This is a genomic window from Priestia megaterium (assembly GCF_009497655.1).
Classification (GTDB): domain Bacteria; phylum Bacillota; class Bacilli; order Bacillales; family Bacillaceae_H; genus Priestia; species Priestia zanthoxyli.
This window is the reverse complement of the sequence record NZ_CP023317.1, coordinates 4,693,612-4,714,590: the sequence shown is the minus strand read 5'-3', so window position 1 is coordinate 4,714,590 and position 20,979 is coordinate 4,693,612. Positions and strand designations below refer to the sequence as shown.

24 protein-coding genes are annotated in these 20,979 nt (G+C 38.5%); 16 read left to right on the top strand and 8 right to left on the bottom strand.

Annotated features, from left to right (window positions below; all coding sequences use genetic code 11):
- Positions 1-18 precede the first annotated feature (18 nt).
- Positions 19-519 (bottom strand): phosphatidylglycerophosphatase A family protein, encoded by a 501-nt coding sequence (locus CEQ83_RS24205; RefSeq protein ID WP_013059631.1) that lies wholly within the window; start codon positions 517-519, stop codon positions 19-21.
- Between the two features lie 176 nt (positions 520-695).
- Between CEQ83_RS24205 and yutH the strand changes: the two genes are divergently transcribed.
- The 5 genes from yutH (at position 696) to thrB (ending at position 6,316) form a co-directional block, all read left to right on the top strand.
- The gene (gene yutH, locus CEQ83_RS24200) at positions 696-1,697 is read left to right on the top strand and encodes a spore coat putative kinase YutH (RefSeq protein ID WP_028412623.1); all 1,002 of its coding nucleotides are present in this window, start codon (positions 696-698) and stop codon (positions 1,695-1,697) included.
- 117 nt (positions 1,698-1,814) lie between these two features.
- Positions 1,815-2,804, top strand: a complete 990-nt coding sequence (locus tag CEQ83_RS24195; RefSeq protein WP_098112219.1) for a 2-hydroxyacid dehydrogenase — start codon at positions 1,815-1,817, stop codon at positions 2,802-2,804.
- Positions 2,805-3,045: 241 nt separating this feature from the next.
- Positions 3,046-4,347 carry a homoserine dehydrogenase gene (locus CEQ83_RS24190; protein ID WP_014457900.1) on the top strand — a complete coding sequence of 434 codons (1,302 nt, stop codon included), beginning with the start codon at positions 3,046-3,048 and terminating at the stop codon, positions 4,345-4,347.
- Positions 4,347-5,408 (top strand): threonine synthase, encoded by a 1,062-nt coding sequence (gene thrC / locus CEQ83_RS24185; protein ID WP_025752680.1) that lies wholly within the window; start codon positions 4,347-4,349, stop codon positions 5,406-5,408. Before CEQ83_RS24190 ends, thrC begins: the two co-directional genes overlap by 1 nt.
- Positions 5,402-6,316 carry a homoserine kinase gene (gene thrB, locus CEQ83_RS24180; protein ID WP_028412621.1) on the top strand — a complete coding sequence of 305 codons (915 nt, stop codon included), beginning with the start codon at positions 5,402-5,404 and terminating at the stop codon, positions 6,314-6,316. Before thrC ends, thrB begins: the two co-directional genes overlap by 7 nt.
- Before the next feature lie 89 nt (positions 6,317-6,405).
- Here thrB and CEQ83_RS24175 read toward each other — a convergent pair whose 3' ends face one another.
- Entirely contained in the window at positions 6,406-6,636 is a 231-nt protein-coding gene (locus CEQ83_RS24175) for a NifU family protein (protein WP_013059625.1), read from the bottom strand.
- 193 nt (positions 6,637-6,829) lie between these two features.
- Here CEQ83_RS24175 and CEQ83_RS24170 point away from each other — a divergent pair, with 193 nt between their 5' ends.
- Positions 6,830-7,156, top strand: coding sequence for a YuzD family protein (locus CEQ83_RS24170; RefSeq protein ID WP_028412620.1), 327 nt, complete (start codon positions 6,830-6,832; stop codon positions 7,154-7,156).
- Between the two features lie 43 nt (positions 7,157-7,199).
- On the opposite strand, the gene CEQ83_RS24165 is transcribed toward CEQ83_RS24170, so the two are convergent.
- On the bottom strand, positions 7,200-8,264 hold the full coding sequence (locus CEQ83_RS24165) for an NAD(P)/FAD-dependent oxidoreductase (protein WP_155017526.1): 1,065 nt from the start codon (positions 8,262-8,264) through the stop codon (positions 7,200-7,202).
- 381 nt (positions 8,265-8,645) lie between these two features.
- On the opposite strand from CEQ83_RS24165, the gene CEQ83_RS24160 reads away from it, so the two are divergent.
- From CEQ83_RS24160 to CEQ83_RS24145, 4 genes are all read left to right on the top strand, one after another.
- On the top strand, positions 8,646-8,885 hold the full coding sequence (locus tag CEQ83_RS24160; protein ID WP_033580454.1) for a YuzB family protein: 240 nt from the start codon (positions 8,646-8,648) through the stop codon (positions 8,883-8,885).
- Between the two features lie 303 nt (positions 8,886-9,188).
- Positions 9,189-10,043, top strand: a complete 855-nt coding sequence (dapF, locus tag CEQ83_RS24155) for a diaminopimelate epimerase (RefSeq protein WP_063248452.1) — start codon at positions 9,189-9,191, stop codon at positions 10,041-10,043.
- Positions 10,044-10,117: 74 nt separating this feature from the next.
- Positions 10,118-10,483 (top strand): HesB/IscA family protein, encoded by a 366-nt coding sequence (locus tag CEQ83_RS24150; RefSeq protein WP_025752687.1) that lies wholly within the window; start codon positions 10,118-10,120, stop codon positions 10,481-10,483.
- A gap of 149 nt (positions 10,484-10,632) precedes the next feature.
- A complete protein-coding gene (locus CEQ83_RS24145) occupies positions 10,633-11,151 on the top strand; it encodes a hypothetical protein (RefSeq protein ID WP_155017525.1) in 519 nt (172 codons plus the stop codon).
- A gap of 26 nt (positions 11,152-11,177) precedes the next feature.
- Here CEQ83_RS24145 and CEQ83_RS24140 read toward each other — a convergent pair whose 3' ends face one another.
- A complete protein-coding gene (locus tag CEQ83_RS24140) occupies positions 11,178-12,170 on the bottom strand; it encodes an NAD(P)/FAD-dependent oxidoreductase (RefSeq protein WP_013059618.1) in 993 nt (330 codons plus the stop codon).
- Between the two features lie 493 nt (positions 12,171-12,663).
- On the opposite strand from CEQ83_RS24140, the gene CEQ83_RS24135 reads away from it, so the two are divergent.
- The 3 genes from CEQ83_RS24135 to CEQ83_RS24125 all read left to right on the top strand — a co-directional run bounded on the left by CEQ83_RS24135 (position 12,664) and on the right by CEQ83_RS24125 (position 15,054).
- Positions 12,664-13,878, top strand: a complete 1,215-nt coding sequence (locus tag CEQ83_RS24135; RefSeq protein ID WP_033580456.1) for an NAD(P)/FAD-dependent oxidoreductase — start codon at positions 12,664-12,666, stop codon at positions 13,876-13,878.
- A gap of 123 nt (positions 13,879-14,001) precedes the next feature.
- Positions 14,002-14,325 (top strand): YuiB family protein, encoded by a 324-nt coding sequence (locus CEQ83_RS24130; protein WP_155017524.1) that lies wholly within the window; start codon positions 14,002-14,004, stop codon positions 14,323-14,325.
- Between the two features lie 81 nt (positions 14,326-14,406).
- Positions 14,407-15,054 (top strand): 3D domain-containing protein, encoded by a 648-nt coding sequence (locus CEQ83_RS24125; RefSeq protein ID WP_033580458.1) that lies wholly within the window; start codon positions 14,407-14,409, stop codon positions 15,052-15,054.
- Between the two features lie 42 nt (positions 15,055-15,096).
- Here the strand turns inward: CEQ83_RS24125 and CEQ83_RS24120 are convergent, their stop codons facing one another.
- A complete protein-coding gene (locus tag CEQ83_RS24120) occupies positions 15,097-15,573 on the bottom strand; it encodes a divergent PAP2 family protein (RefSeq protein ID WP_013085319.1) in 477 nt (158 codons plus the stop codon).
- Between the two features lie 245 nt (positions 15,574-15,818).
- On the opposite strand from CEQ83_RS24120, the gene CEQ83_RS24115 reads away from it, so the two are divergent.
- Positions 15,819-17,312: a leucyl aminopeptidase gene (locus tag CEQ83_RS24115; RefSeq protein ID WP_033580459.1), complete on the top strand. Its 1,494-nt coding sequence runs from the start codon at positions 15,819-15,821 to the stop codon at positions 17,310-17,312.
- A 268-nt stretch (positions 17,313-17,580) separates the two neighbouring features.
- A complete protein-coding gene (locus CEQ83_RS24110) occupies positions 17,581-18,900 on the top strand; it encodes a Na+/H+ antiporter family protein (protein ID WP_033580460.1) in 1,320 nt (439 codons plus the stop codon).
- Between the two features lie 54 nt (positions 18,901-18,954).
- Here the strand turns inward: CEQ83_RS24110 and CEQ83_RS24105 are convergent, their stop codons facing one another.
- From CEQ83_RS24105 to CEQ83_RS24095, 3 genes are all read right to left on the bottom strand, one after another.
- The gene (locus CEQ83_RS24105; protein WP_033580461.1) at positions 18,955-19,146 is read right to left on the bottom strand and encodes a hypothetical protein; all 192 of its coding nucleotides are present in this window, start codon (positions 19,144-19,146) and stop codon (positions 18,955-18,957) included.
- Positions 19,147-19,262: 116 nt separating this feature from the next.
- A complete protein-coding gene (locus tag CEQ83_RS24100) occupies positions 19,263-19,799 on the bottom strand; it encodes an HD domain-containing protein (RefSeq protein ID WP_013059610.1) in 537 nt (178 codons plus the stop codon).
- 176 nt (positions 19,800-19,975) lie between these two features.
- The gene (locus CEQ83_RS24095) at positions 19,976-20,344 is read right to left on the bottom strand and encodes a YuzC family spore coat inner layer protein (protein WP_098627019.1); all 369 of its coding nucleotides are present in this window, start codon (positions 20,342-20,344) and stop codon (positions 19,976-19,978) included.
- A gap of 106 nt (positions 20,345-20,450) precedes the next feature.
- Between CEQ83_RS24095 and CEQ83_RS24090 the strand changes: the two genes are divergently transcribed.
- Positions 20,451-20,834 (top strand): hotdog fold thioesterase, encoded by a 384-nt coding sequence (locus tag CEQ83_RS24090; RefSeq protein WP_033580463.1) that lies wholly within the window; start codon positions 20,451-20,453, stop codon positions 20,832-20,834.
- The last annotated feature ends 145 nt before the right edge of the window (positions 20,835-20,979 follow it).

Below are 20,979 nucleotides of genomic sequence, written 5' to 3'. Positions count from 1 at the left end.
TTTTTTTGTTTTTAAAACCTATTCTTGACTGGCAGCCCGATGCGCTAACCGGCTAGAAGCAGCGGCAGCAATTGCGCCTACTAAATCATCTAAGAAAGTGTGGCACTCTCCAGTAGATTTATCGTTTAATCTTTCTAAAATACCCGGCTTTTGTTTATCAATATACCCGTAATTGGTAAAGCCGATTGATCCGTACACATTTACAATCGATAATGCTAAAATTTCGTCGATACCATATAAACCTTCATCTTTCTCAAGAATATCCAACAGAGGCGGCTCAATCACTTTTTTTTCCGTGAGGACATCTAGTTGAATACCCGTTAAAATAGCATTTTGAACTTCTCGTTTAGAAATGACGCGCTCAACGTTATATAAACAGTCTTCGATTGTTAAGTTTGGGTGATACTTTTTTTGCAAGTAATAGACCAGTTCAGCAATGTCTGTAAGAGCCACGCCGCGTTCTATTAACCATTCTCTTGCTTTTTTTTCTAATTCACTTTGTGTATGTTTTTTCTCCAAGTATCATCACCTGTTTTCTATATATTTTTAAGTCTAAAGTTGTTTCATACTACTAACCCGGAGTAAATAACTATAAATGGTGTATTTCTAATCTATTCATTCCTCCGTAAATATTATGACAAGTAATGTTGTTTTCCATCATATAATTTCTTGAATGAATGAAGAGAGGGATTAAAATGATACAAACCATTTATGAGCATTACGGATTACGTCCAAATGAATTTATGCCCGTTGGTAAATTTGAAGGTTTTCAGTATCGAGATATTTTATATACAATCATTAATGTAAAGCAAATGGAACAAGACGAGTTAAATGAACTATATCAAATGAGTCAATTTCTGATGGGCCAAGGTGATCGCCATGTGGCAACATTTATGCCTAATTTAAATGGAGAAATGATTACAGAAACTGAAACTGAAAAATTTATCATTTGCCGCTGTCTTGCGGAAGAGAAAAACCCCAATTTTTCACCTGGGCACGAGCTAGCTGTTTTTCATCAAAAAGGGAGGCTGTTTCCTTATGAAGTGGAAAAAGCAAACCGGCTAGGGCAATGGAAGTCCATGTGGGAGAAGCGTCTCGACCAGATGGAGCAATTTTGGTATGGAAGATTACGTGCTTTACCTAATCAAGAGATGGAAAAACGTTTTTTAGAAACTTTTCCTTATTACCTAGGATTAACGGAAAATGCTATTCAATACCTAGTAGACACGGAAATTGACGATTTGCCCCGGTCAGTTGACGCTGCGACGATTTGTCATCATCGGTTCGGCCAAAAAACATGGGGGGAAGACCACGTTTACAAGCTCCCGGCAGACTGGGTTTTCGATCACCCTAGCAGAGATATAGCTGAATATATAAGGGAACAATATTTATTAACATACGCTGTCGATGAAAGGCACATGCATCAGTTTTTAAGTGAATACGAAAAGGTAAATCCACTTTCTTCTTTTTCATGGAGACTGTTATATGCTAGACTTCTTTTTCCCGTTCATTATTTTGAGGTCATTGAAGGATACTACAGTGTACAAGATGAGCGGGAAAAACAAAAGTATTATGAGAAGCTTGAGGGAGTCTTAGCTCATTCTTCTCACTACGAAGCTTTTCTGAAGCGCTTTTACCAGTCGGTAGGCATTTCAACGTCTCGTTATCACATTCCTGAATTAACATGGATTCATTAAAAAGCGATTACTATAGAATATGATAAAATAGAAAAATAGGTGTTGGATAATCCAAACCCGTTTTTCTATTTTGTTTTTGTGCATGCAGTTTAAAAAGGATAAAGAGGTGGCGTACATATGGACAAGCCGTTTGTATTTATTACGAGAAAAATACCGAATGAATTAATTGAACCTTTAAAGGCAGTAGCGAATGTGGAAATGTGGGATAAAGAAGATGAGGCAGTCCCTCATGAGCTGCTTTGTGAAAAAGCTAAGCACGCACATGCTCTATTAACAATGCTTTCAGACCGTATTGACAGTGAATTGCTTACGCAAGCTCCTCATTTAAAGCTTGTAGCTAACTTAGCGGTCGGATTCGATAATATTGACATAGAAGCGGCAACTGAACGCGGAGTTATCGTTTCTAATACACCCGATGTTTTATCTGATACAACAGCGGATTTAACGTTTGGTTTGTTAATGAGTGTAGCTAGACGTTTAGTAGAAGCTGCTGAATACGTGAAAGAAAATCAGTGGAAAAGCTGGAGCCCATTTTTGTTAGCGGGTAGAGATGTTCATCATAAAACATTAGGTATTGTTGGAATGGGGAAAATTGGAGAGACGCTTGCGAAACGTGCTACAGGTTTTGATATGGAAATCTTGTATCACAATCGGAGCCGCAACCTCCAAGCAGAACAAAAGCTCGATGCAGTTTACTGTGAGTTAAATGAGCTGCTTGAGCGATCTGATTTTATTGTTTGTTTGACACCGTTAACGGACGAAACCAAACATTTATTTAATGCTGAAGCATTTAAACAGATGAAAACAACTGCGATTTTTATTAATGCTTCAAGAGGAGCAGTGGTTGATGAGCAAGCATTGTTAAATGCGATTCAATCAGGTGAAATTGCCGGAGCTGGCTTGGATGTATTCGATCAAGAGCCTATTTCTGCTTCTCACCCTCTTCTTCAATTGCCTAATGTTGTAGCGCTTCCTCACATCGGCAGTGCGAGTATCGAAACGCGCACGGAAATGATTTCTTTATGCGTAAAAAACATTAAAGCAGTGCTCACAAAAGAGTCTCCTATTACAATTGTAAATAAAGAAGCGTTTGCGAAAAAATCATAATGGAAAAAGGCAATTTCATTTCGGTGAAATTGTCTTTTTTTTATTAAAAAACAGTGGTAGCCATGTTATGATAATAAAATGAAATATTTTAAAAATTTACATTTATCTTTATATACCAATTTTTTTAACAAGTTTACGAGAAAAGATGTCCAGTAAACCTTGTAAAAAAGAAAAATAAGGTCTATAATGTCCTCTATAAGAGAACAAATGTATACGTAGAAAGAACACAGAGGTGAGGAATATGACAAAAAGTATTTCAGTAGGATTATTAGGATTAGGAACGGTAGGAAGCGGAGTAGTCAAAATTATTGAAAATCATCAGGACAAATTAAGTCATCAAGTCGGGTGCCCAGTAGAAGTTAAAAAAGTAGTAGTTAAAGATATTGATAAGAAGCGTGACGTAGAAATTAGTGAAGATAGATTAACAACGAATGTTGAAGACGTTTTACATAACGCGGAGATTGACGTTGTCATTGAAGTAATGGGTGGAGTTGAAGAAACAAGGGATTATATCTTAACAGCCCTTCGTAATAAAAAGCATGTGGTAACGGCAAACAAAGATTTAATGGCAGTTTACGGCTCAGAATTGTTAACGGTAGCTTCTGAAAACAACTGTGATTTATTTTATGAAGCAAGTGTAGCAGGCGGTATTCCAATTCTTCGTGGATTAGCAGATGGGTTAGCATCTGATCGTATTACCAAAATGATGGGAATTGTCAATGGAACAACAAACTTCATTTTAACGAAAATGACAAAAGAAGGAAGCGCTTATGATGAAGTGTTAAAAGAAGCGCAGGATTTAGGATATGCTGAAGCTGATCCAACTTCTGACGTAGGTGGTTTAGATGCTGCTCGCAAAATGGCAATCTTGGCTACACTAGGGTTTTCAATGAAAATTGACTTGGACGATGTTCGTGTTCAAGGTATTACAGAAGTAACGGAAGAAGACTTGCAATATAGTAAACAATTAGGCTATACGATGAAACTGATTGGATATGCACATCGTGACGGCGACAATGTAGAAGTTAGTGTTCAGCCAACTCTTTTAGCAGATACACATCCCCTTGCTTCCGTAAGCGATGAGTACAATGCTGTGTATGTATACGGAGAAGCTGTTGGAGAAACGATGTTCTACGGACCGGGGGCAGGAAGCCTGCCAACTGCCACTGCTGTCGTATCCGATTTAGTAGGCGTTATGAAAAACATGCGTTTAGGTGTGAATGGTAAAAGTGCGGTAACACCTCAGTATCCAAAACAGTTAAAAGCAGAAGATGAAATGTTCTCAAAGCATTTCTTACGTATTCATGTTAAAGATCAAGTTGGCGCATTTGCAAAATTAACAACACTATTTTCAGAGCGTGGCGTGAGCTTCGAAAAAATTATCCAACTTCCTGTGAAAGGAAGCGAATTAGCTGAGATTGTTGTTGTTACACACAAAACATCTCAAAAAGATTATGAGGAAATCCTTCAGCAGCTTCGGGATTTACCAATTGTAGAAAATGTAAAAAGCAGTTACCGCGTAGAGGGAGTTGGCACAGTATGATGTGGAAAGGTCTATTAGCTGAATATAAAGAATTTTTACCTGTAACAGAGAAAACACCTATGCTTACGCTACATGAAGGAAATACGCCTTTAATTCATCTTGCTCATTTATCAAAAGAGCTAGGCATTGACTTACATGTAAAAGTAGAAGGGCTAAATCCAACGGGGTCATTTAAAGACCGCGGAATGGTAATGGCTGTAGCCAAAGCAAAAGAAGAAGGAAGCAATACGGTTATTTGTGCATCTACAGGTAACACATCCGCAGCTGCAGCAGCTTATGCATCACGCGCTGGCATGCGCTGTATCGTTGTTATTCCAAATGGAAAAATTGCGATGGGGAAATTAGCTCAAGCTGTTATGTATGGTGCAGAAATTGTAGCAATTGAAGGAAACTTTGACCAAGCGCTTTCTATGGTTCGTAAGCTAAGTGAAACATCACCTGTTGCACTTGTAAACTCTGTAAACCCATACCGTATTGAAGGGCAAAAAACAGCTTCTTTCGAAATTTGTGAACAGCTTGGAAAAGCGCCTGATGTTTTAGCTATTCCGGTAGGGAACGCAGGGAACATTACAGCTTACTGGAAAGGATTCAAAGAATACAGTGAGCGTCACCAAACGTCTCTTCCTCACATGCATGGTTTTGAAGCAGAGGGTGCAGCGGCGATCGTGCGTAATCAAGTTATCGAAAATCCAGAAACAATTGCAACGGCTATTCGAATCGGAAATCCAGCAAGCTGGGATTATGCTGTAAACGCAGCAAAAGAATCAAACGGAAAAATTGATGAAGTGACAGATGAACAAATCTTAGAAGCATATCGTACAATTGCACGCAAAGAAGGCGTATTTGCAGAGCCAGGTTCTTGCGCTTCAATTGCTGGTGTGTTTAAAGATGTAGCTTCTGGTAAAATTGCAAAAGGTTCAACGGTTGTAGCTGTACTAACAGGTAATGGATTAAAAGATCCAAATGTAGCAATCGATGCTCATAACGTAAAGCCAGTGGTTTTACCAAATGATGAAGAAAAGGTATTTGAGTATATCCAAGGTGTCGTTGCTTCATGCTAGAAAATGAGCGTTTTGTCATTACGGTCCCAGCTAGCTCTGCTAATTTAGGGCCAGGATTTGATTCCATTGGAGTGGCTTTATCCCGCTACTTAAGATTAGCAGTAGAGCGTCATGACGAATGGGTTTTTATCCCTGAAACGAAAGAAGTGCAAAGTATTCCTACAGGTACAGATAACTTAATGTATGAAGTGGCACAAGACGTGGCTCGTCAATTTAACATTGATCTTCCAAGTGCGAAGGTCAATGTTTGGAGCAATATTCCGTTAGCAAGGGGACTTGGAAGCAGTGCATCGGCTATCGTAGCTGGAATCGAGCTGGCCAATGTACTGTGTGACTTGCGTTTATCAAAAAGAGAAAAGCTTCGCATCAGCAGCTTAATGGAAGGACATCCCGATAACGTCAGCCCGTCTATTTACGGCGGCATCGTTGTTGGTTACCATCATGAAAAGGAAACATATATTGCTCAAATACCTGAATTTGATGTCGATATTGTGATGGCTATTCCAGAATATGAATTAAAAACAACGGATGCCCGTGATGTGCTGCCTTCCGATATTAATTATCGCCATGCAGTAGAAGCTGGAGCAATAGGCAACATGCTAGTAGCAGCTCTGTTAAATAAAGATTTACCTCTGGTAGGCGAATTTATGGAGAAAGATTTATATCACGAACCTTATCGTATGAGACTCGTGCCAGAGCTTTCTCTTGTGCGAAAAGAAGCAAAAGCTCTCGGCGCATACGGTGTGTCACTAAGCGGAGCCGGTCCGAGTGTATTATGTTTAGCACCAAAAGGAAAAGGAAAAGCGATTGCTGAACATATGTATGCTTTACTGCCGAACTGTGAAATAGATGTTTTACAAATTGACCGCAAAGGTGTATTTGTAGAAGCTGAAGTCACAACGAGCTAATAAAAAAATCCTCATTCATTTGAATGAGGATTTTTCATTTGCAAGCCCCAATACAATGGGAGGTTGCTTTTATAATAAAATCAAAGAGATTAGAATACTTGTTCTACTTCAACTACACCAGGTACTTCTTCTAAAAGGGCACGTTCGATACCAGCTTTTAGCGTAATTGTTGAACTTGGGCAGCTTCCGCAAGCGCCTAAAAGACGTAATTTTACAATACCATCCTCTACGTCTACTAGCTCACAGTCTCCACCGTCGCGAAGTAAAAACGGACGAAGTTTTTCTAATACTTCTTGAACTTGCTCGTGCATTTCTGACATAACTATCGACTCCTTTCTTCTACTCTTATTATAAACGGTCTTTCATGAAAAATCTATTGGAGTATACATCGTAATGTTACCTTAAAAGAAAAAGATGTGCAATGAATCAGTTTTGTGTAAAATAGTATTCATAATGAAGTAAAAGTGTGAATAATCGTACAGTTTATATGTAAAGATTCAAGGGGGATGTGCTATGCAGTCAACTGAGGTAGAAGTGTGTATTTATGGAGCTGAAATTGTTTGTGCAAGCTGTGTTAACCTGCCGTCTTCAAAAGACACCTATGATTGGCTAGAGGCAGCTATTTCTCGTAAATATCCGAACCAACCGTTTGCTATCACGTATGTAGATATAAACGAGCCGCATACGGATCCGGAAAAAGCAGCTTTTGCCAAGCGTGTGATTGAAGAAGATTTATTCTATCCTGTAGTGGTCATTAATGGAGAAATTGTTGGGGAAGGCAATCCGAAATTAAAGCGCGTATTTGAGGAAATGGAGAAGTATGGTTTCCGCGCATCATAACGAAAAAAGCCGTTAGATTGTCAGTCATCTAACGGCTTTTGTTTTATCCACTGTGGTGTTTATACATCCAAAGAATACCTGATTTCAATAATCGAGCTACGCGTCCTGTAATCGGACGTTCGGCAACTAAGCCAAACCCATGCTTTTTGCCTAATGAACCAAGTATGCCTTTTAATTTAATAGTTGGCAATTCATCAGGAAGCGCTTCGTCTTTCCAGCGGTGAAGAAGCACTTGCACAATTTGTTCAGCCTGACCTTCTGCAAGCTGAGCACTTGGGGCGTGCGGTAGGCTTGCACAGTCACCCAAAATGTAGACATTTTCATCGTCAGGCAAGTTATGGTATTTTGTCAATACGACGCGTCCTTGAGGATCTTTTTCCACGTCTAAATCGCGTACCACTTTATTTGGCTGAATGCCTGCTGTCCACACGATTGCATCGCTTTGAACGGGCTCATCATGATTATAAAGAATGTTCGGTTCTACTTTTGTAATATTAGCACTATTTACAATTTCGACACCGTTTGAAGTAAACCAAGTTTGAACGTAATTGCTTAAACGTTCTGGGAAAGCAGATAAAATTAATTTACCGCGGTCAAATAAGATGATTTTTAAATCCGGGCGGCTTTCTCTTAGCTCACTTGCCAGTTCTACTCCGCTTAATCCAGCTCCGACAATTGAAACAGTAGCGTGGGCCGGTAAGTTGTTTAATGTCTGATAAGTTGCTCGTGAAGCATCAATGGATTGAATGCTGTATGTATGCTCAAGAGCTCCGGGAACTCCATGATATTTATCTTCGCATCCGAGTCCTACAATCAGGTCATCGTAAGCGATCATTTGATCATCCACATAGACGCATTTCTCTTTCAGGTCTATTCGTTTTACACAGCCGTAGCGGATTTTTAAGCGAGGGTGTTCAGGAAAAGCAACACGGACATGTTGATCAGAGATTGTTCCAGCTGCAAGTGCATAGAATTCAGTTTTTAGTGAGTGATAAGGTGCTTTGTCAATAAGCGTTACTTCTACATCGTTAGGCAATTGATTCGGAAAAAGGCGCTGCAAAATGCGCATACCACCGTATCCGCCGCCCAGTATGACAAGGTTCTTCATGTGAATTTCCCCTTTAGCTTCATGCATTTTTGTTTTCTCTCTATTATTCTTGCTTTTAAGAATAGGAGGGTACAAATTACCGTTAATAAGGATGGTTGCCAAAAAGATATGAAAGGCTATATAAGATAACATATTTTACTTAAATAATAATTTAATATAACCTCGTTTGGTTTTCTATACATAAAAGTATAACTAAATTAATAAAAAACCACAATATGTTTCAACATAATTTCAAGCTATCCACGTAATAAAGCTTATTTATGCGTTTTTGAAAAAAGTCTATAAAGCTAAAAAACGCGCGCGAAATGAACGTGAATTTCTAAAGTTGACGTTGAAAATGAAAGGAGATAGGATAAACTAATAGTAGAGAGGTGAAAAAACGTGATACAGCCAATTATTGAATTTTGCGTTAGCAATTTAGCCAGCGGTTCTCAAGCAGCTTTAGAAAAGCTTGAAAAAGATCCAAATCTAGATATTATTGAATACGGATGTTTAGGTTATTGCGGGAAATGTTCACAATCTTTATTTGCCTTGGTAAATGGAGAGATTGTTACGGCGGAAACACCTGAACAGTTAGTAGATAATATCTACATTCATTTAGAAGAAAACCCAATGTTTTAAACTATCCCCGCTGTCGTATCTCTTTTTAGCAGGAGAGGGACATGAGGCTAATAGAATAGATGATGTAAGCATGGCTAGTCTTGCCGTGCTTTTTTATGCGTTTTTGCGCAAATATATGCGCTTTAACCATCCTTTTTGTAATCATAAAGCTTCTTTTGTTTTTTAATACTCTAAAGGAGAACAAAATAAAAAAACCCCTTAATCTTTATGATTAAGGAGCTAAAAAAACGGGGGATGATATTATTGTGTACAAAAGAGAATCACTTTATACTAGAGCTACATAAAAAAATAATGGGTGATAATATGAAAAAATTTCAGTTTACAAAAATGCATGCACTTGGCAACAACTATATCTACGTAAATATGTTTGAAGAACATATAGAAGAGCAAGAGTTAGCACCGCTTGCTGTAAAAGTCTCAAATGTTTATACGGGAATCGGATCGGATGGAATGATTCTTATTTGTCCATCTGAACGCGCAGATGTGAAAATGCGCGTATTTAATAATGACGGCTCGGAAGCAAAAAACTGCGGAAACGGTTTAAGATGTGTAGCTAAATATGCATACGAACATAATTTAGTAACAAGCGAAAGATTTTTTATCGAAACGCTTTCTGGAGTTGTAGAAGCAACGGTGCATCCGCAGGGAAATGAAGTTCCAGAAGTAACAATCGATATGGGAGAGCCTATTTTAGCTAGAGAACAAATTCCAATGACGGGAGCAAGCCAATACCAAGTTGTTGATGAAGAGATGGAATTTGGAAAAGAACGGTTAAAAGGGACGGCTGTATCAATGGGAAATCCTCACGTCGTCTTTTATGTAAATGATATTGAACAAGCGCCTCTTACTACACTAGGTCCGGTAGTTGAAAAAGATGCGCGTTTTCCAGAAGGAGTGAACGTTGAATTTGTCGAGGTAGTGAACGAAAGAGAGCTGAACTTTCGCGTATGGGAAAGAGGTTCGGGTATCACTCAAGCATGCGGGACAGGAGCATGCGCTGCTGTTGTTTCTTCTGTGTTAAATGAGAAGACGAAAAAAGATGTGCCTACTGTTGTACACCTCGCTGGAGGAGATTTAACGATTGTTTGGCAAAATAAAGGCAATGTGTTAATGACAGGTCCAGCCAATGTGATTTGCGACGGCATGTATTATTATTAAAAATGAAGAAGCAGACGATTTGTCGTCACAGACATTTCGTCGTATACTAAACAAAAAAGGAGGTCTGTTTAAAAATGAGTCAAGATATCCTAACAATTACAGAAGCTGCAAGCTTTCAAATAAAAGATATGATGAAAGAACATGAAGAAGAAAATGCTTATTTACGTGTTACTGTGAATGGAGGAGGCTGCTCAGGTCTTTCTTACGGCATGGGTTTTGCACACGAAGTAAATGAAAACGATACGCTGTTTGAACAACATGGCATTAAGATTCTTGTAGATAGCGAAAGTGCTCCAATTTTAAAAGATGTAAAAATTGATTACAAGCAATCTATGCTAGGCGGAGGGTTTACAATTGATAACCCGAACGCCATTGCAGCATGCGGCTGCGGCTCTTCTTTCCGTACAGCAAGCAACGCAGGTGCTCCTGAAGAGTGCTAAGTATATTTTTATAAAAAAGCTTTCTTCACCTCATCTGGTGAAGAAAGCTTTTTTAGTGAGAAATTTTTGTATGTTACATCATCTACCAAACTTATTGACCAAATAATCAGTCTTTTTTATACTCAATAAAAAAGAGGAGATGAACGGATTTGATAGATGCGACTCGTTACGACGCGGAACAAGTAGGAGGTTATGGAAGTTTTCGTAAAAAAAATACCCTGCCTATTCTATGGAAGGGGTTTATAAACTGGTTAAAACTTGAAAATAGGAAAATGGAGTCTAAGGATGCAAAAAGTATTCACTTCAGTGAATCGCATTTATTTGTTCAACATTTGCCTTTTTCCTCAGGTGAAGTCTGTCATCAAAACTCGTCCTCTGCGCCTCTTAACCATTCTGAACCTTACATTCGCTATTATGAAAATGCTAATGCATCTCTGGCCGAAAGCTATGGAGCAATGGAAGGAGAGCATATTCTGCTGGTTGAACGTATTGTCGGTCAATCAGAGGTAGTAAAATATTTAAGCAAGCTCGAAGGCTTGAAGGCCTACAGAATGAGCGTAACTAGTCAAGAAGGAAACCATTCCTTTTATGAAATCTGTTTAATAAGCAGTGATGCAGAAATGATGAGTGAAATCATTCATCGAATGGTTACACCAATCCAGCAATGAAAAAAAGCAGGCGAGAGCCTGCTTTTTTATGAGAACATTGACGTACTGTGCATAGGCTGTAAGCGAGCCTTTGGGTCAATGTATGCTTTAGCGTTATTAACGGCAGTCGGACCTTCGCCAAATCCTGCCACGATGAGTTTTACTTTTCCATCATATGTGCAGACATCACCTGCTGCATAGATGCCAGGAATATTTGTTTCTTGCTTTGAATTAACAACAATTGCATTTTTCTCTAAATCTAAGTCCCATTCTTTAATTGGACCTAGAGAAGAAACAAATCCAAAGTTTACAATAACATCATCTACGTCTACTACTGTCTTTTCTTCACCTTTTGTATTTTCTAACACAACTTGTGTAATACGGTCATCTCCAATAAATTCAACCGGTACATATGGTGTTTTAATATCAACTGATGAATTATGCAAGTTTTCTACGCTATGTTCATGAGCGCGGAACTTGTCTCGGCGATGCGTTAACGTTACTTTTTCTGCGATCGGCTCTAACATAAGAGACCAGTCTACAGCCGAATCCCCACCCCCGCATACTAATACTTTGCGGCCTTTGAATTTATTCATATCATCCACAAAATAATGAAGGTTCGTTTGCTCAAACTGTTCTGCGTTTTCTAGCTCAATTTTACGGGGCTTAAATGCACCGTTTCCAGCCGTAATAATAATTGTTTTTGAATAGTGGACTTCAGAATTAGTAGTTAATCGGAATACACCGTCCGCTTGTTTTTCTACCTTTTCTACTGCTTGCTCTAGTGCAACTGCAGGTTTAAATTGATCCATTTGCTCTTTTAGGTTATTGACTAATTCTTGAGCACGTACTTTTGGAAACCCAGCTACGTCATAAATATATTTTTCAGGATATAAAGCAGAAAGCTGTCCACCGAGCTGTGGTAAGCTTTCAATAATTTTTACGCTCGCCTGACGCATACCGCCATAAAATGCTGTAAATAAGCCTGTAGGGCCGCCTCCGATGATGGTAATATCGTATACTTGTTTATCTTCTTTCATTTATAATCACCTCTAGATTGTTCTGTGCCAATGCATATTCTACTTTATGATAGCATAGTAAATTATAAAATATCATTAAAACACGCTGGAATGTTTGAGAAACTTTCTCAGCTTAAAGATCAGTATTTGCAATCATTAACATAACCACACGTTTTGGTCAAATATAAAACTGGGTATACAGGAAAGTAATTGAAAATTTAAAAGCTTGTAAATACAAAGTGAAGGGTTGAAAAACCGATGAAAAAAGCATAAGATGTTTGTGTAAATCAAGCTAGGACTTATGCTTACATTTTTTTGAAAAAGAAAAAATGTATTTTTTTAAAAAAGAACGTGAAGTGATTCACATTATTTTTCTTATATGAATAATAAATGGATAGCGATGATCGTTCTTGCTCAAACTAACATAAAAAAGCAAACCAAATAAAATTGCTCTTATCATTATATTTGTAAGACATACTTGTGACTATAACTAAAAAAGGTGGATGACATTCCTATGAAAAAGCCTAAAATCGTCATTTTGGGTGCCGGGTATGGCGGCATTATGACAATTGTTAATTTACAAAAGAAACTGGGTGCTAGTGATGCGGAAATTGTTTTGGTAAATAAAAACGATTACCATTACGAAACGACATGGCTTCATGAAGTATCGGCAGGTACAATTCATCAAGATCGCTCTCGTGTTCCTGTTAAAAATTTAATTAACACGAATAAGGTTACATTTATTAAAGACACGGTCGTAGATATTAAGTTAGATGAAAAGCGTGTTCTTCTTGAAAACAGTGAGCTAACGTACGATTATTTAGTTGTTGCTTTAGGGTACGAAGCAGAAACTTTCGGAATTAAAGGTTTAAAAGAACATGCATTTACCATTACGAGCATTAATGCAGCACGTCAAATTCGTGAGCATATTGATTATGTGTTTGCGACGTACAACAATGAAGTGGAAAAAAGAGACGAACTTCTGACAATCATTGTTGGAGGTGCTGGCTTTACCGGCATTGAATTTGTGGGAGAATTAGCAAATCGAGTCCCTCAGCTTTGCAAAGAGTTTGATATCCCGCGTGAAAAAGTACGCGTTATTTGTGTAGAAGCAGCGCCTACGGCCTTGCCAGGTTTTGATCCGGAACTTGTAGAATATGCGGTAACACAGCTAGAACGAAAAGGAATCGAGTTCAAGATTGGAACAGCGATTAAAGAGTGTACAGAAGAAGGAATTATTGTATCAAAAGATGACCAAGTGGAAGAAATCAAATCAGCAACAGTTGTATGGGCTGCAGGTGTTCGAGGCAGTCATTTAATTGAAAAAGCTGGATTTGAGAACATGCGCGGACGTGTAAAAGTAAGCAATAGCTTGCTGGCACCAGGGCATGAAGATGTGTTTGTTATTGGAGATTGTTCACTAATGATTAACCCAGAAACAGAACGTCCTTATCCGCCAACAGCTCAAATCGCTATGCAACAAGGCGGTACCTGCGCTGAAAATATTAGCCGTTTGATGAAAGGGCAAAAAGAATTAAGCGAGTTCAAACCAGATATTAAAGGAACGGTATGTTCGTTAGGGCATGATGACGCAATTGGCGTTGTATACGGTCGAAAACTATTTGGTTCAAGCGCATCTTTTATGAAAAAAGTTGTTGATAATCGCTCGCTTTTCCTTCAAGGCGGAGCAGGTCTTGTATTGAAAAAGGGAAAATTTAATTTCTTTTAAAACAAAAAGCAAAAGGTCTTCAAACCTTTTGCTTTTTTTGGTATTAACTTACTTTTCTGTGATTGACGCCTTGATTACTCTTAAGTAAACTGAGAGTATAAAGAGTAACGGAGGCGAAAAGCAATGGAAATGAGTGTGCCTGTCCTAATTATCTCCATCTTGTTGTTTTTTGTGTTGTTTTTTGGAATCGGTTTCTTGTTGAATATGCTGCTTCGCATGTCTTGGATTATGGCCATTATTTATCCCGTAATTTTTATTCTTATTATTGATGATGTAAGAGCGGTTGATTACATTCAACATCCCGCTCACTCCTTTCAGCAGCTAGGTACAAAAGTGCTATCTTTAGCCACAGCTGACATTGCGATTTTAATGGCTGGTTTTATAGGTGCACTAACTTCAGGTATTACCATTAAATCTTTACGAACAAGAGGGTACCAAATGTTTTGAATGTAAATTCTTCTCGCGAACGAATAATTTGTTTTTATGTTGGAAACAAATAGATTCGTGAGAGGAGTTGTGGAAATCACAATGATTGGAAAAATAGCAAAGCGATTCATTATGTGCCTACTACTGGTCGGAGCGCTGTTTACAACATATGAAGCAATTACTGGCGTCCCAATAAACACGGTCATCAAATATATGCCTTTTATAAACAGTACAGGGCATCCTCTAATGAATGAAAGGCTCTTACCATCATTTCTAAAACCACTAAGAGTTGAAGCAGCTAGCAATGACAGAGAGCGTCTGACAATTGAAGAAGCATTTGATTGGTCGCGTTATCCAACTAAGAATGTATTGGCTACGGGTTACACAGCTGGTTACGAATCAACTGGGAAAAATCCCAATCATCCAGGGTATGGTATTACATATTCGGGCGTTAAAGTAAAACGTGACTTGTATTCAACCATCGCTGCTGATTTAACCATATTTCCAATCGGCACGATCTTGTTCATTCCGGGCTATGGGTACGGAGTGGTAGCAGATAAAGGTGGGGCTATTAAAGGCAATCATCTTGATTTATACTTTGAAACTGTTTCTGATGTGTATAACATATGGGGTAAGAAAGAATTAAACGTCTATGTAGTCAAATCAGGAGACGGCCGTTTAACTGAAGAAGAGTTAACAATGCTGAATGAAAAGAAATCGATGCAAGTTTTTCGTCAGCAGGTGAAATAAACGAGAAACACATGAAGCATTCTTCATGTGTTTTCTTATGTTTTATGGCCATACATAATACGTTACAAAAGCAACTGCTATTCCTGTTAAGGCTCCAAAGAAAACTTCAATAGGCTTATGCCCAAGCAGTTCTTTTAGCTTCACTTGTTTTTCGTCCTCTTCATTGGTCGTCCACAGCTTTGCCTCTTTTACTGCGCGCTGAAAGTCTTCAACCAAACGATTTAAAACTGTTGCTTGCTCTCCTGCGTGTCTTCTTACTCCTTTAGCATCAAACATGACAATGATGGCAAAAATAGCGGATAGAGCAAAAATAGGGGATTTAAGACCTTCTGCTAGCCCAATGGCAGTTGCTAAGGAAGTTACGGCTGCGGAGTGAGAGCTTGGCATGCCCCCCGTACTAAAAAATAAGCTGCCGTCTATTTTTTTAGTAGCTACAAAAGAAAGGGGAATCTTAATAAATTGAGCAAAGAAAATAGCGATTAATGAACTCCAAAGTGGAAAATTTGAGAATAACTCCATTGAGATGTCCTCCCTCAACTTAAAATGTCTAAAAAGATAAATCCGTATGATGAAAACAGTGGTAGATGAAAGTATATGTGTGAAACTAAGGTTTTTGAACTGTGATTAAAAATTGTATTTCTGCTATCATATGTATATAGATGAAAACAGTGGTGAATATGATATATATTCCACTTGCTGAATAGATTAAACAAAGCAGATGATAAATAAAAATAAAATATCTATACGTAAAAGGGAGGAATTTTATGTTTTCGCACGTAGAAACATATGGTGTTGATCATCAAACAGAAGCGCTCGTAATCGGGTTATTTAATCAAAATCAACAGTTTGAAGGCTTTCTAAAAGAAATTGATGATGCTTTAGGTGGACAGCTCATTCATTTGATTAAGGAAGGAGATATTCGCGTACAGGAAAAGCGGATATCAACGATTCATACACTAGGAAAATTAGGAGCAAAACGTCTTTATTTTGTAGGGCTCGGACGAAAGCAAGCGTTAACTAAAAATGGGCTCAAAGAAAGCTTTGGCCTTTTATTTAAAAAGTTAAAAGAAGCAAAAATTTCAAACGCATCGGTCGTCCTTCCTACATTTGATACAGGAGAGTGGTCAGAGCAAGAAACTGCAGCTTTACTAGGAGAAGCTCAACAGCTTGCTATGTATGAGTTTGAAAACTACAAAAAGAAATCAAATGAGCCTGACAAGCAGCTTGAGAAAATTGAACTGTTTTCTTGTTATAAAGACGTTTTACAATCTGCGTTGGTTGGATATACGTACGGGAAAGCAACAAACTCAGCCCGCACCCTCGTTAACTTACCAAGCAATATGCTAACGGCTACAGATTTAGCTAATTATGCAGTAGAAATGGCACATACATATGGTTTTGAATATGAAATTTTAGAAAAAGAAGAGATGGAAACGCTAGGAATGGGCGCGTTGCTCGCAGTCAATCAAGGTTCCGCAGAGCCTCCTAAAATGATTGTGCTGAAATATCAAGGTAAAGAAAAATGGGAAGACGTTATTGGGTTGGTAGGAAAAGGGATTACCTTTGACACAGGTGGTTACTCTATCAAATCTAAAGACGGGATTGTAGGCATGAAAACAGATATGGGTGGAGCTGCATCTGTTCTTGGTGCAATGGAAGCGATTGGAGAATTAAAACCTCATCAAAACGTAGTAGCGGTCATTCCATCAACTGACAACGTTATTAGCGCGCGTGCCTTTAAACCAGATGATGTTATTACAGCAATGAATGGAAAGACAATAGAAGTGCTGAACACAGATGCTGAAGGGCGTTTAGCACTAGCTGATGGTATTTCATATGCCAAGCATCATGGAGCAAATTATTTAGTAGACGTGGCGACATTAACGGGTGGTGTAATTGTAGCTCTTGGTACACACACAACTGGGGCAATGACGAATGATTCTGCTTTATTGCAGCAAATAGCGAAAGCGAGCATTGAGACAGGCGAACCGATTTGGGAGCTGCCTATTACAGAACGAGACAAAAAGCGTGTTCGGGGAAGTAAGGTAGCAGATTTAAATAACTCTCCTGGACGGGAGGGGCACGCAATTATGGCAGGAACCTTTATTGGTGAGTTTGCAGAGCAAACACCATGGGTTCACTTGGATATTGCTGGAACTGCAACATCCGCTGCTTCTCATGAGTTAGGACCTTCAGGTGCAACAGGCGTGATGGTGCGAACACTAGCTGCGATGGTTTGTTCATTTGAAGCCAATTAATAAAAAGAACATAGCAGTGATAGAAAGAAACGTAAAAAGAAGCATCGAAGATGCTTCTTTTTTAATATGTTTACATAACATTTTTTTCTTTTTAGGAAGAAAAGATTGTTTAAAAAAATCCTTATATTGTTAAGGATGTAGAGAAGTTAAACAAACGTTTATTTAGTAAGATGATTGACTTTTTTTCTATACCTAATATAATGAACATGTTGTTTATCTCTCTAATGTTTTAATGAGATAAAGTAAAAAGAAAAATGGAGGTTTCAAAATGAATGCAGTATTAATAGCTGTGCTCGTGATGCTGATTTTGAGCTTATTGCGTATCAACGTTGTCTTTTCTTTAGCGGTCGGAGCGCTAATTGGAGGACTTGTTGGCGGTATCAGCCTCACAGATACAGTAAGTATATACACAGATGGTCTTGGAAACAGTGCTTCTGTTGCATTAAGCTATGCTTTGCTTGGAGGATTTGCAATGGCTGTTTCGCGGACAGGGCTGCCTGATGCCGTTGTTCAGCTAGCGTTGAAAATAGTAGGAAAAGAAGGAGAAACGAAAAAGAAGTCACTGTCAAAAGTACTGATTTTATTGATCATCCTTATTATTTCGTGTTTTTCTCAAAATGTTATTCCGGTTCACATTGCATTTATTCCGCTTTTAATTCCACCGCTATTAAAAGTATTTAATCAGTTGAAAATAGATCGCCGATTAGTCGCAACAGTTATTACATTTGGATTGGTTACACCTTATATGTATTTGCCGGCAGGATTCGGTAAGATTTATCACGACATTTTATTTACTAACATCAAAGAAAGTGGATTAACGATTGATAAAGGAGATATTACCACGGCGATGGCTCTTCCAGCTTTAGGAATGGTAGCGGGCTTATTGTTTGCTGTGTTTATTTCGTACCGTAAGCCGCGCAGTTATAAAGACATTGACATTGATCAAGGCGCAGAGGAGCGTACAGGTTACACAACAAGAGGGATTATAGTAGCGTTACTTGCGATTGTAGCGGCTTTAACTGTGCAGCTCTTAGTAGATTCTATGATTTTCGGAGCGCTTGCAGGAATTGTGGTCGTTTATTTCAGCGGGGCTTTGAAGTGGAATGAAGCAGATCCAGTATTAACGAACGGAATGAGAATGATGGCTTTCATCGGATTTGTTATGCTGTCAGCCTCTGGTTTTGCAAAAGTTCTTCAAGAAACTGGAGATGTAGAAGCACTTGTAAAAGGCTCTGTTGCTCTTATTGGCGGAAACCAAATGCTGGGTGCATTTCTTATGCTTGTCATCGGGCTTTTAGTCACAATGGGCATTGGTTCTTCTTTCTCTACCATTCCAATTATCGCGACGATTTTTGTTCCTCTTTGCTTAGAACTTGGTATGAGTCCAATGGCAACGATTTGTATTGTTGGTACAGCAGGAGCGCTTGGAGACGCTGGTTCACCAGCTTCAGACAGTACGCTTGGACCAACATCTGGACTAGCAGTCGATCGTCAACATGATCATATCTGGGATACGTGTGTACCAACTTTTCTTCACTATAACATTCCACTCATTATTTTTGGGTGGGTTGCCTCAGTTATCTTGTAAATAGAGGGTCTCTAATGAAAAAAAAGCAGCCGATCAAAACCGGCTGCTTTTTTTTCATGCTTGAGAAAGAGTAGAAGCAGTGCTGTCACAAGCTCCTAATGCTTGCTCTACAGCCTGAAGAGATTGTTCAATATGTTCGCGATTTGAATCTTTCTCTACTGTTTGAAGAGCTTGTTCAAGGCTTGCTTTTGCCTGATTTAATGACGTACAAGAATCCTGCACGTAACCTCTAGCGTTTTTAGACATTCTTCTTCCTCCTAACTAACCAAAAATGAGAATCAATAAGTAGTATGAGTAATTTGCAGGGAATTATGAGGAGAAATAATAAAAAGGATTAACTCTTATGAAAGGAGTTAATCCTGTCAGCCTAACTGTTTAAATTGGTTGGAATGTAGAAGTTCAAGCACTTTCTTATCAAGCTCCTTAATTTTCTTTACAGCCAAATTGTATTCCATTTCACGGTAATGATGTTTGCCGCCTGGCTCTTCATCAGCTTCATCAGCTAGTTTGACTACTTTTTGAAGAGGGCGTTGCTGAATGGTTCCTTCAGGCAAATAGGAGTCTGTGTGTAGTAAAATAGCTAAGGCAATTTCTTTTGCCGCCTGAGGTTCCTCGCCTAAACGAATGAGTAATTTATGTGCACGTTCAGCACCTTTAATAGCGTGAATATCATTTTGACGATACTTCTCATAATCCCACTGACCATTTGTGTACCATTCGTAGTGGCCAATATCATGAAGCAGCGCTGCTTTTGTAGCTAAATCAGGGTTTACATTATGCTGTACAGATAGACGAAACGCATGATAGGCGACCGATACAGCATGCGCAACGCCAGATCGTGTTAAATATTTTTGAGCGATAGGATGCGTGAAAATTTCTACTAGCGTAACATGTCTCATCATGTCATCCCTCCTAAAGAAAAAATATATTTCCAAATACAATATCATATTTATTTCCTAAATACAATTATCGTGTAATTTGTTTTTACATCCAAAAACGGCATATATTATAATATTCGAAACAAAACAACATGTACATCTTTTTCAAAAGAAAATAAGACTTTTTTCCTTGTGTTTTACCATTTAATATTTAACGAAACGTGACAGCAGTCAAATTGGTTATCGGGATGAATAAACGTAATTTTAATATAGTCTGGCGTATAAAAAACATCAATTTTGGCCTTAACGCCTGTTGAAAGAATGAGTCTTTTTACTTCACTCACTTTAGATTCTTGAGCAGCAGCTTTTATTTTTTTTATTAAAGCTGGCGAAGCGTTAGCTCTTTGAATAAATATGGTAGCGCTTTGCATGGTAGAGGGAATCACTTTAAGAGATTGCTGGAAAGTCGCTATGTCCGCCTCAGGTAAGCTAGGTACCCTGTATGTATAAGGGTGAGGCATGTAGTACGATGGCCAGTAGTAAGACAAGGGAGCAAATGGTTTCATATAAGAATCCTCCTAAAAAACGGATTTTTATTATGTATATGTAGAGGGTTCGTATATGTTGTAGCAAAACCGTTATTGTATACTAGATACAAAGGGAGGTATGTATATGAAAACAAAAGATACGCTGTTAGAAGCATTAGGAATTGAGATTATTAGCGCAAGTGAACAAAGAGTGGAAGCGACGATGCCTGTTGATGAGCGAACGCGTCAGCCATTCGGGCTTTTGCACGGAGGAGCATCGGTGGCGTTAGCCGAAACTGTGGCTAGTCTAGGTGCTATTAAAAGTGTAGATATTGAAAAAGAAATCTGTGTGGGTTTAGAGATTAATGCTAATCACATCAAAGGGAAAAAAGATGGAACAGTTACAGCTATAGGCGTTCCTTTACATAAAGGAAAAAAAACAGCGGTTTGGGAAGTGAAAATTCAAGATGAAGAAGAGAATTTAATCTGTATATCCCGGTGCACGCTTGCTATTCTGCCTAAAGCTTAAATATAAGAAAGGCTTAGTCTAAAAGGTGTGAGGTATGCTTTTGAAGTCAGGAGGAGCACCTCACACACTGATGTGAGAGCTTAAAGAGAATTTGGAAGAGCGGATACATAAAAAAGTGAAAAAATAGGTAAAAAAAAGAAGCGAA